This window comes from Achromobacter sp. ACM05, from assembly GCF_019218915.1.
Taxonomy (GTDB): domain Bacteria; phylum Pseudomonadota; class Gammaproteobacteria; order Burkholderiales; family Burkholderiaceae_B; genus Achromobacter; species Achromobacter animicus.
In genome coordinates this window covers 97,348-108,154 of the sequence record NZ_JAHUWQ010000002.1, presented here as the reverse complement: position 1 = coordinate 108,154, position 10,807 = coordinate 97,348, and the positions used below count along the sequence as shown (strand labels likewise).

At 65.9% G+C, this 10,807-nt stretch carries 9 protein-coding genes; 6 read left to right on the top strand and 3 right to left on the bottom strand.

Going from position 1 to position 10,807, the window contains the following annotated elements; genetic code table 11:
* Positions 1 to 2: 2 nt before the first annotated feature.
* Positions 3 to 1,250 carry an MFS transporter gene (locus tag KW836_RS11390; RefSeq protein ID WP_218343367.1) on the bottom strand — a complete coding sequence of 416 codons (1,248 nt, stop codon included), beginning with the start codon at positions 1,248 to 1,250 and terminating at the stop codon, positions 3 to 5.
* A gap of 184 nt (positions 1,251 to 1,434) precedes the next feature.
* Between KW836_RS11390 and KW836_RS11385 the strand changes: the two genes are divergently transcribed.
* Positions 1,435 to 2,250 (top strand): helix-turn-helix domain-containing protein, encoded by an 816-nt coding sequence (locus KW836_RS11385; protein ID WP_218343366.1) that lies wholly within the window; start codon positions 1,435 to 1,437, stop codon positions 2,248 to 2,250.
* Between the two features lie 97 nt (positions 2,251 to 2,347).
* On the top strand, positions 2,348 to 4,966 hold the full coding sequence (locus KW836_RS11380; RefSeq protein WP_218343365.1) for a penicillin-binding protein 1A: 2,619 nt from the start codon (positions 2,348 to 2,350) through the stop codon (positions 4,964 to 4,966).
* A 60-nt stretch (positions 4,967 to 5,026) separates the two neighbouring features.
* Here the strand turns inward: KW836_RS11380 and KW836_RS11375 are convergent, their stop codons facing one another.
* Positions 5,027 to 5,740 carry a metallophosphoesterase gene (locus KW836_RS11375; protein ID WP_175124049.1) on the bottom strand — a complete coding sequence of 238 codons (714 nt, stop codon included), beginning with the start codon at positions 5,738 to 5,740 and terminating at the stop codon, positions 5,027 to 5,029.
* A 189-nt stretch (positions 5,741 to 5,929) separates the two neighbouring features.
* Between KW836_RS11375 and KW836_RS11370 the strand changes: the two genes are divergently transcribed.
* The gene (locus KW836_RS11370) at positions 5,930 to 7,102 is read left to right on the top strand and encodes a PepSY domain-containing protein (protein WP_218343364.1); all 1,173 of its coding nucleotides are present in this window, start codon (positions 5,930 to 5,932) and stop codon (positions 7,100 to 7,102) included.
* Positions 7,099 to 7,296 carry a hypothetical protein gene (locus KW836_RS11365; RefSeq protein ID WP_175124047.1) on the top strand — a complete coding sequence of 66 codons (198 nt, stop codon included), beginning with the start codon at positions 7,099 to 7,101 and terminating at the stop codon, positions 7,294 to 7,296. Before KW836_RS11370 ends, KW836_RS11365 begins: the two co-directional genes overlap by 4 nt.
* Positions 7,297 to 7,464: 168 nt before the next feature.
* On the opposite strand, the gene KW836_RS11360 is transcribed toward KW836_RS11365, so the two are convergent.
* Positions 7,465 to 8,289 carry an aldo/keto reductase gene (locus tag KW836_RS11360; protein WP_175185026.1) on the bottom strand — a complete coding sequence of 275 codons (825 nt, stop codon included), beginning with the start codon at positions 8,287 to 8,289 and terminating at the stop codon, positions 7,465 to 7,467.
* 270 nt (positions 8,290 to 8,559) lie between these two features.
* On the opposite strand from KW836_RS11360, the gene KW836_RS11355 reads away from it, so the two are divergent.
* The gene (locus tag KW836_RS11355) at positions 8,560 to 10,365 is read left to right on the top strand and encodes an ABC transporter ATP-binding protein/permease (protein ID WP_218343363.1); all 1,806 of its coding nucleotides are present in this window, start codon (positions 8,560 to 8,562) and stop codon (positions 10,363 to 10,365) included.
* A gap of 51 nt (positions 10,366 to 10,416) precedes the next feature.
* Positions 10,417 to 10,803: a Rieske (2Fe-2S) protein gene (locus KW836_RS11350; RefSeq protein ID WP_175185024.1), complete on the top strand. Its 387-nt coding sequence runs from the start codon at positions 10,417 to 10,419 to the stop codon at positions 10,801 to 10,803.
* Positions 10,804 to 10,807: the final 4 nt, after the last annotated feature.

Here is a 10,807-nt window from a genome sequence, read left to right as displayed (position 1 = left end):
GCCTACACCCGCCGCATCTTCGGCAACAGAATCGCCACCACGCCCAACAGCGGCAGATACGCACACAACTGATAGACGTAGCCGATGCTGGTGGCATCGGCCACCCTGCCCAGCACCGCAGCGCCCAGGCCGCCCATGCCGAAGGCAAAGCCGAAGAACAGGCCCGCGATCATGCCCACCTTGCCCGGCACCAGCTCCTGGGCATAGACCACGATCGCGGAGAAGGCCGACGCCAGCACCACGCCGATGATGACGACGAGCACGCCCGTCCAGAAGAGATTGGCGTGCGGCAGCATCAGCGTGAAAGGCGCCACGCCCAGGATCGACACCCAGATCACGATCTTGCGGCCGATGCGGTCGCCGACCGGTCCACCCACCACGGTGCCCACCGCCACGGCGGCCAGGAACAGGAAGAGATACAGCTGCGCCTCGCGCACCGACAGCGCGAACTTGTCGATCAGGTAGAACGTGAAGTAGCTGTTCAGGCTGGCCAGATAGAAATACTTCGAGAACACCAGGACGCCCAGCACGCCCAACGCGCCCAGCACCTGATTGCGCGTCAACCCATTGCCCGCGCCCTCGCGCCGCGCACGCGGTTTGAGCAGCACGCGGTTGGCGGCATACCAGCGCCCGATCCACATCAGCACCACGATGCCGAACAGCGCCGCCAGCGAGAACCACGCCACGCTGCCCTGCCCGTGCGGAATGATGAACAGCGCGGCCAGCAGCGGCCCCAGCGCCGACCCCACATTGCCGCCCACCTGAAACAGCGACTGCGCCAGCCCGTGCCGCCCGCCCGACGCCATGCGCGCCACGCGCGACGATTCCGGGTGGAACACCGACGAGCCCGTGCCCACCAGCACCGCCGCCACCAGCAGCCAGCCAAACGACGGCGCCATCGACAGCATCAACAAGCCCACCAGCGTGAACCCCATGCCCACGGGCAGCGAGTACGGCTTGGGGTTCCGGTCGGTATAGAAACCGATGAACGGCTGAAGCAGCGACGCGGCAAGCTGGTAGACCAGCGTGATCAGCCCGATCTGCGTGAACGTCAGGCTGAACGAGTCCTTGAGCATGGGATAGATGGCGAGCAGGATCGACTGGATCATGTCGTTCATCAGATGCGCCACGCTGATCGCGCCCAGCACCTTGAAGGCGGTGGAGGGATCGGAGGCGGCGGGCGATGCCGCGGCGGGTGCGGCAGAGGTCGAGGCGGACAGGCCGGCAGCGGGATTCTGGGCGGAGTTCATGAGTCGCACGAAGAAAATGGACAAGCCGGCCACTCGCCGGAACCAGGCATCAGTGTAGAAATCCGGCGCCGGCGTGATCTGCCATTTTTCGTCGAAAAAGTGACAACCGCTATGCCAACCCAATGGCAAAATAGGCGCCATGCGCTTCCGGGCGCCTCCTCATCCTTTTGTCGGAAGTGACACCATGGTCGTCCGCCCTCCCCCCGATCCCGCCCGCAGCATCAACGCGCAGGACTACCAGCATCGTCCGCGCGTCGTCACGGCGATGGCCAAGGAATTTTCCCCCGGCGCGCAGACCGGTCCCCATTCGCACCCGCGCGCCCAGCTCATTTATGCCGTCGAAGGCGTGATGCGCGTCACCACGCCCAGCGGCTTCTGGGCCTTGCCTCCGCTGCGCGCGCTATGGGTGCCGGCGGGCGTGCCGCACGGCGTCGACATGGTCGGCGCGGTCTCGATGCGTTCCCTTTACATTCAGGCCGACGCGGCCCGGGACTACTGGCCCGAGTGCCAGGTGATCGAGGTCAGCGGCCTGCTGCGGGAATTGATTCTGGCGTTGACGGCCGAGCCCATCGACTACCCGCTCGGGGGACGGGTCGAGCAGATCGCGGGGTTGATCCTGGCTGAGCTGGCCGCCGCGCGCATCGTGCCCATTCAGATCCCGTGGCCGCGCGACCGGCGCCTGCAAGCCATCTGCGCGGCCATTCTGGACCAGCCCGGCCTGCAACGCGGCATCGAGGACTGGGGAAGCGAAGTCGGCGCCAGTGCGCGCACGCTGATCCGATTGTTTCAATCCGAACTAGGACTGAATTACAGACAGTGGGTGCAGCAGGTGCGGCTGGCTGATGCGGTGTGCCGGCTGTCGATGGGCGTGCCAGTGGCGCGCATTGCGGCGGACCTCGGCTACCGCAGCGCCAGCGCCTTCTCCGCCATGTTTCATCGGGCACTGGGCGCCCCACCCCAGCGTTATCTGCAATCCGTCCCCGGGGCCTCGCCAACCTGAACAAAAGCTGAATATCTGCTCACATGGGCAGATTTCGTTACCGAAACCTTATTGCGCCCTGGGCGGTCTATAGCGTTCTGCCCTAGAATCGCCTGCAATGAGCAATCCCCAGCAATCCTCCGCCAACCCGGGCGGCAAATCGGGCCTCCCCTGGAAACCTCTCCTGGTCAAAGCGGGCATCGCCGCCGCCGGCGCAGCCGTGTGCAGCGCCGTCTTGCTTGGCCTCGCACTGGCCCTGGCGTGGCCCAGCCTGCCAGACCTGCACGCGATGACCGACTACCGGCCACGCGTGCCCCTGCGCATCTACACCGCGGACAAGGTGCTCATCGGCGAATACGGCGAAGAACACCGCAACGTGCTGCGTTTCGACGAAATCCCCCCGGTAATGCGGCAGGCCGTTCTGGCGGCCGAGGACGACCGTTTCTACAGCCACGGCGGCGTCGACTGGATGGGCGTCGCACGCGCCGTGCTGACCAACATCGTCAAGGGTTCCAAGTCCCAGGGCGGCAGCACGATCACCATGCAGGTCGCGCGCAATTTCTATCTGTCGTCGGAAAAGACGTATTCGCGCAAGTTCTATGAACTGCTGCTGACGTTCAAGATCGAATCCGAGCTCACCAAGGACCAAATCCTCGAGCTCTACATGAACCAGATCTACCTGGGCCATCGCGCCTATGGTTTCGCGGCCGCCTCGCGCACGTACCTGGGCAAGCCGCTGTCCGAAGTCACGCCCGCCGAAGCCGCCATGCTGGCCGGCATTCCGAAGGCGCCCTCGCGTTTCAACCCGATCACCAATTACCCGCGCGCCGAGATCCGCCAGCATTACGTGCTGGGCCGCATGAAGACGCTGGGCTACCTGACGCCGGAGCAGACCGACGAAGCCCTGCAACAGCGCATCACGATCCGCGGCGCGGACGGCAGCAGCACGCGCGGCTTTGCGGTGCACGGCGACTATCCGGCAGAACTGGCCCGCCAGCTGATGTATGGCGTGTTCCAGGAGAACACCTACTCGTCGGGCATCGACGTCTACACCACGATCGATTCCAAGGCGCAGGAAGCGGCTTACCGCGCCGTGCGCGACGGCATCATCGACTACACCCGCCGCGCCGTCTATCCGGGCCCGGAAGACCAGGTCGAGCTGCCCGACGGCGTGGAACAGGACCCCCAGGCGCTCGACGAGATCCTGGACGGCGTGCAGGAAAAGTCGCCCGACAGCGAAGACCTGCTTGCCGCCGTCGTGCTGGCCGCCAGCCCCACTGAAGTCACCGTGGCGCGCAGCGGGCGCGACATCATCACCATTTCGGACAAGAAGGCCCTGGCGGTCGTCGCCCGCGCGCTCAATCCCAAGGCCAGCGACACCCAGCGCATCCGGCGCGGTTCGGTCGTCTACATCCACAAGAACGGCGACAACTGGGAAATCATCAACATGCCGGCGCTGCAGGCTGCGCTGGTGTCGATGGTGCCGCAGGATGGCGCCATCCGCGCCATGATCGGCGGCTTCGACTTCAACCGCGGCCACTTCAACCGCGTCACGCAGGCATGGCGCCAGCCGGGCTCGAACATCAAACCGTTCGTCTATGCGGCTGCGCTGGAACGGGGCCTGACGCCCGCCACGCAGATCTCCGATCAGCCCTTCATGCTGACGGCCGAGCAGACCGGTTCCAAGGCCTGGCAGCCCAAGAACGACGGCAACAAGTACGAACCCATGCTGACCCTGCGCCAGGGGTTGATGCGCTCCAAGAACATGGTGTCGATCCGCATCCTGCAGGCGATTTCACCGCAGTACGCACAGGACTACCTGACGCGCTTCGGCTTCGATAAATCACGCTGGCCAGCCGTGTTGCCGCTTGCGCTGGGCGCGGGTGGCGCCACGCCGCTGCAGGTCGTCAATGGCTACAGCGTGTTTGCCAACGGCGGCTACCGCGTCACGCCCTACCTCATCGACCACGTCACGGACCGCTCTGGCAATGTGCTGATGAAGACCCAGCCCGTCGTGGCCGGCGACGCGCAGGCGCGCGCCATCGACCCGCGCACGGCATGGGTCATGGACGACATCCTGCGCGATGTCACGGTCAACGGCACCGCCGCCCGTGCGCATCAGGTGCTCAAGCGCAACGACATCGGCGGCAAGACCGGCACCACGAACGACGCCGTGGACGTCTGGTTCTCGGGTTTCACGCAGACGCTGGCCACCACCGTCTGGATGGGCTTTGACCAACCCAAGTCGCTGGGCACCAACGAGTTCGGCAGCGGCCTGGCGCTCTCCACCTGGCTGGACTACATGCAGCCCGTCCTGAAGGACGTGCCGCAAGCCAAGCCGGCGCCGCGCCCCGACGGCCTGCTGGTCGACAACGGCGAATACTATTTCTCCGAATTCCCGCCGGGCCAGGCGGTGGCCTCGCTGGACCTGTCTTCCGGCGACGCGCTGACCGACTTCCTGAACAACAACCGCTCGACCGACGGCGTCGACACCTCGGTCAAGCCGCTGCCTCCCGGCGGCGCCGCGGCTCCCGAAGGCAGTCCGATCCAGCCGCCGCTGATGCCGATCCCCGTGCCCCGCGCAGACGCCGCCCCCGTCCCGCAGGCGCAGGCCATGCCCGCTGCGGGCGGCGTGCAGACGCCAGCCGTCCCTGCCGCAGCCGCGCCTGCCGATTCGGCCGGCGTCAGCGCCAGCGCCGTCACCGCCCCCGGCGCGGTGACTGCCCGGCCGCTGTAAAAGCTGCGCATTTCGCAAAAACGGGCGCCTCGGCGCCCGTTTTGCTTTGTTCCGTCCGCCCTACTCGGCGGCCGCGGCCTCGGTCACGACCTCGCGAGGCCACGCCTGCAGGGATTCAAGATTCAGAAACGTGAAATAGCCGCCGTTCCAGCCTTCGGTATCGATGTGATACACGTTGCCCAGCGCCAGCGGCGACGCCACCGGGGTGTGCCCCGCCACCACCGCCCGCACGCCCAGGATGCCGGTTCGGTCCATCTGGCGCAGACGGTCGCGCGACCACTGGCACGCCGCGCTGGTGCGCTTGTAGCGGTCCTGCAACGCGGACTCCAGCCGGGGCCAGAACAACACCGGGCAGTCGGCATGCAGCAGTCCGACGGCGCCGGACGACGTTTCCACTTCGATGGCAATCGGCAATTGGGTAAAGGCTTCGGCAAACACCTGCTGCCGCTCGGCGGGCAGATCCAGAAACCAGCCACCGCCATAACCGCGCCAGTTCGTCACATCCACCTTGCCGGTGCGCACGTGACGAATCGCGTAGTCCTCGTGATTGCCTTGCACCGCGTAGAACCAGGGCTTGGCGAGCCAGTCCAGCGCGGCCTCGTTCTCGGGTCCCCGGTCAACCAGATCGCCCACGGAAAAAAGCCGGTCGCGAGTGGGGTCGAACCCCAATTCATCCAGCGCCTGTTGCAGGCGCGAAAAATGTCCATGCACATCGCCTACCGCAAAATCGCGGCCGGATTCGTTGCGCGGAACCTTGAGAAAACGCTGCTCCATGATGATTCGGGAATACCGCAAGGAAAAATCTGACCCTTCTTTTTAACCCGCTTTGGTCCGTCCCCACGGCCAGCCTCGTTACCGAAAGGGTCAAATAGCGTTACGAGAATCGAACTTGTTCGTGATAATGTTTTCTCCTTTCCCGTACTGCCCTGAAGGGAGTGGCGTCTAGCCGCTTCCGCCGTCGCCATGACCGCCGCGTCCACCATCAAGACCTGGTATCTCGTCCACAAGTGGACCAGCCTGGTTTGCACGATCTTCCTGCTCATCATCTGTCTGACCGGTTTGCCGCTCGTGTTTCATCACGAGATCGAGCATTGGCTCGACGACGGCAAGCCCTTGTCCGCGGTGCCTGCGGACACCCCGCCCGCCAATCTGGACAAACTCGTGGCCAACGCGCGAGCCATGTACCCGAACGAAGTCGTCGACTACCTGTCGTTCGACCCGGACGAGCCGCAGGTCTTCGTCGGCATGGCGAAGACGCCCGGCGACGGACTGGCCTCGGGCCACGCGATCCGCATGGATGCCCGCACGGGCGAAGTGCTGCTCGATGGCCCGCTTTATACCGAAGACAAGTTTTCGTTCATGGGCATCATGCTGGCGCTGCACGTGGACCTGTTCGCGGGCCTGACCGGCGAGCTGTTCCTGGGATTCATGGGCCTGCTGTTCTGCGTGGCCATCGTGTCCGGCGTCGTGCTGTACGGCCCCTTCATGAAGAAGCTGGAATTCGGCACCGTGCGCGCCACGCGCTCGACGCGCCTGAAATGGCTGGACCTGCACAACCTGCTGGGCATCGTGACGCTGGTGTGGGCGCTGGTGGTGGGCTTGACCGGCGTCATCAACGAACTGTCCACGCCGCTCTTCCGTCTGTGGCAATCCACCGAACTGCCGCGCGTGCTGGAACCCTACAAGGGTCAGCCCATCCCCACGCAGCTCGCGTCGGCGCAGTTGGTGGCCGACACCGCGCGCAAGGCCATGCCGGGTAATGAGGTGTCTTTCATCTCCTTCCCCGGCAACGCCTTCGGCAGCCCGCAGCACTTCATTGCGTGGATGCGTGGCGACTCGCCCCTGACGTCCAAGCTGAACACGCCCGTGCTGATCGACGGCCGGAGCGGCGACCTGACGACGGTGGCGAAAATGCCGTGGTATCTGACGGCGTTGGAAGTCTCGCGGCCGCTGCACTTCGGCGATTACGGCGGCCTGCCGCTCAAGATCATCTGGGCGCTGCTGGATCTCGTCACCATCGTCGTGCTGGTGAGCGGACTGTATCTGTGGCTGGCCCGGCGCCGCGCCACCGAAGCGCGCATCAACGAACTCATCAAGAAACACCAGGCTACCGCCCCGCAAAGGACGCCCGCATGAGCCGCTCAACGAGTAAAGGCAGCCGGGGCTTCCTGTTCGTGTGGGGCGTGCCGATCCTGCTGGGCGTGCTCAGCATCTTTGGCTTGCTGGCGGCCCTGCTGGGCACCGGCGCCTGGCATTGGGCGTCCTGGACCGCGCTGAGCATCCTGCTCGTGGTCATCGTGCGGTACTGGGTGTTCCCGCTCAAGCACTAGCCGAACAGGTTGGGCGGACGGCAGTCGCGCAGACCGTCGCCCGGCCGATGGCGGCCCCGTCTATCGCGGCTCGGCCAATGACGGCCCCGCCGATCAAGGCCGGACAGTTACCCCGGCCGGCTGCGCGGTCCCGCTCGCCGCGCGCCACCCGCCGGGGCTGCGTCTCCCCTACGCGAACTTCTCGGGATCCGGGCCCAGGCGCGGACCTTCCTTGATGCCGTCGATGGCCGCCATGTCCGCCGCCGACAGCTCGAAGTCGAACACGTCGATGTTCTCGCGGATGCGCGCCGGCGTGACGGACTTCGGTATCACGACCAGGTTGTGCTGAAGATGCCAGCGCAGCGTCACCTGCGCGGGCGACTTGCCGTGCTTTTGCGCCAGGTCCAGGATCACCTTTTCCTTCGTGATGTTGCCTTGTGCCAGCGGACTCCAGGACTCGGTCACGATGCCATGCCGCGCATGAAAGGCCCGCAGCGCATTCTGCGTGAACCCCGGATGCAGCTCGATCTGGTTGACGGCGGGGGTGACGCCGGACGCGTCGATCAGGCGTTCCAGATTGGCTTGCGTGAAGTTCGACACGCCGATCGCGCGCGCGCGGCCGTCTTCCTTCATCTCGATCATGGCGCGCCAGGCGTCCAGGAACTTCTCGCTGCCCGCGACCGGCCAGTGGATGAGGTACAGGTCCACGTACGCCAGCCCCAGCTTCTCCAGGCTTTCGTCCATCGCCTTGTGCGCGTCGTCGTAGCCGTGCTTGTCGTTCCAGAGCTTGGTGGTGATGAACAGGTCCTTGCGCGCCACGCCGGCCGACCGCAGGCCCGCGCCCACGCCTGCCTCGTTGCCGTAGATCGCCGCCGTGTCCACCGACCGGTAACCTGCCGCCAGCGCTTCCTTCACGCTGGAGGCTGCCTGATCGTCCGGCACCTGCCAGACTCCCAAGCCCAACTGCGGAATCTTGCCTCCGTCGTTCAATTTCACTGCGGGTACCTTCGCCATAAGACCCTCCGTAGCAAGCGACGCGACCCAGGCGCGGCGAAAACGCGCCCGGTCGCGCAACCAGGGGAGCAGCCGGCCGGACCCCCGGTTGGAAGAGAAAGAAACGGGCCCGACGTGCTGCGCCCGTGTCGCAATACAGCCTTCAATCCCCCGATGCTGGTGCTTCCGTACCAGGGGTTATCCCTCAAATAGTACCGCTGGTGCCTCATAATGCCCTGCAAACGGCCTAACTCCCCGGTCGGAGGCGGCCCCAAACCCAGCATCCCGATCATGAATTCTCCTGAAACGCGGCCCGGCAAGGGCGGCGGACTTGCCACGCTTCGCACGCTGTTTCCCTACCTGTGGCCGCCCGGCAAGACCGGCCTGAAGGTCCGCGTCGTGGCGGCGCTGCTGTGCCTGTTCGCCGCCAAGGCCGCAACCGTCTACGTGCCGCTGCTGTACAAGCAGGCGGTCGACGAACTGGGCAAGGGCGCGCCCGGCACGGTGACGGTGCCGCTCGGCCTGATCCTCGCCTACGGCACCGCCCGCGTGCTGTCGCTGCTGTTCTCGGAACTGCGCGATGCCATCTTCGCGCGCGTCGGCCAACATGCGATCCGCTCGGTCGGCCTGCAGATCTTCCGCCACCTGCACGGTCTGGCGCTGCGCTTTCACCTGGCGCGTCAGACCGGCGGGCTGAACCGCGCCATCGAACGCGGCACCAAGGGCATCCAGACACTGCTGTCGTTCCTGCTGTTCAACATCCTGCCCACGTTCTTCGAGATCAGCCTGGTCTGCATCGTGCTGTGGAAGATGTTCGACGGCTGGCTGGCGCTGGCCACTGGCGCCACCGTCGTGCTGTACATGGCCTACACGCTTGCCGTGACGGAATGGCGCGCCAAGTTCCGGCGCCAGATGAACGAAACCGACTCCGAGGCCAACACCAAGGCCATCGAGAGCCTGCTGAACTACGAGACCGTCAAGTATTTCGGCAACGAAGAACACGAGGCCCGGCGCTACGACGCCTCGCTCACCCGCTACGAACGCGCCGCCGTGCGCAGCCAGGTCAGCCTGTCGATCCTGAACGTCGGCCAGGCCCTCATCATTTCCACGGGACTGACGCTGGTGATGTGGATGGCGGCCAACGGCATCGCCGAGGGCCGCTACACGCTGGGCGATTTCGTGCTGGTCAACACGTATCTCTTGCAGCTCTACACGCCGCTCAGCTTCTTCGGCTTCATCTACCGCGAGATCAAGCAGGCGCTGATCGACATGGAGCGCATGTTCGAGCTGCTGGGCCAGGATCGCGAAGTGGCGGACCGTCCCGGCGCCGCGCCGCTGCAGGTATCGGGCGGCGCGGTGGAGTTCCGCGACGTGCACTTCGGCTATGACCCGCGCCGCGCCATCCTGAAAGGTGTCAGCTTCTCGATTCCCGCCGGCAAGACGGTGGCCGTGGTGGGCACCTCCGGCGCAGGAAAATCCACCATCGCGCGGCTGCTGTTCCGCTTTTATGACACCGACAGCGGCGCCATCCTGATCGACGGCCAGGACGTGCGCGACGTCACGCAGGCCAGCGTGCGCGCGGCCATCGGCGTGGTGCCGCAGGACACGGTGCTGTTCAACGACACCATCCGCTACAACATCGGCTACGGCCGGCCGGGCGCCACGGACGCTGAAATCGAGGCCGCCGCGCGCCTTGCTCACATCCACGACCTGATCCTGACCATGCCGGACGGCTACGGCACGATGGTGGGCGAACGCGGCCTGAAGCTGTCGGGCGGCGAAAAGCAGCGCGTGGCGATTGCCCGCACCATCCTCAAGAATCCGGCCATATTCCTGTTCGACGAGGCCACCAGCGCGCTGGACACCCACACGGAACGCGAGATCCAGGCCAACCTGCGCGAAGTCAGCCAGGGCCGTAGTACGCTGATCATCGCGCACCGCCTGTCCACGGTGGCGGACGCGGACGAGATCATCGTGCTGGCCGATGGCCGCATCGTCGAACGCGGCCGCCATCCGCAGTTGCTGGCCCAGGCCGGCATCTACGCCGGCATGTGGGCCCGCCAGCAGGAAAGCGCCCGGGCGGCGCCGGCGGATTGACAAGCCGCGCCCCCTATCCGAACATCGCACCCTTTGATTGCCAGGCCTCCCATGCAGGATTCCCCCACCCTCCCTCAAGTCCGCGTCTGCGCCGCCGGCGATCTGGTCAACGGCGGCCTCGGCGTGAAGGTGCCCGTGACCGATGGCGCGGGCCGCACCACCGCCTTCTTCGTGCGCTACCAGGACCGGGTGCATGGCTACCTGAACCGCTGCGCCCACGTCGGCGTCGAACTGGACTGGGAAGGCAGCTTCTTCACCCGCGCCGGCGACCTCATCATGTGCGCCCGCCACGGCGCCACCTACCAGCCGGACACGGGCCTGTGCGTGGGCGGCCCCTGTCGAAACGGACGCCTCACCGCGCTGGACGTGTCCGAGCGCGACGGCAGCGTCTACTGGCAGCCGGCGGGCAAGATACTTCCTGCGGACGCGGCCGCCTGATCGA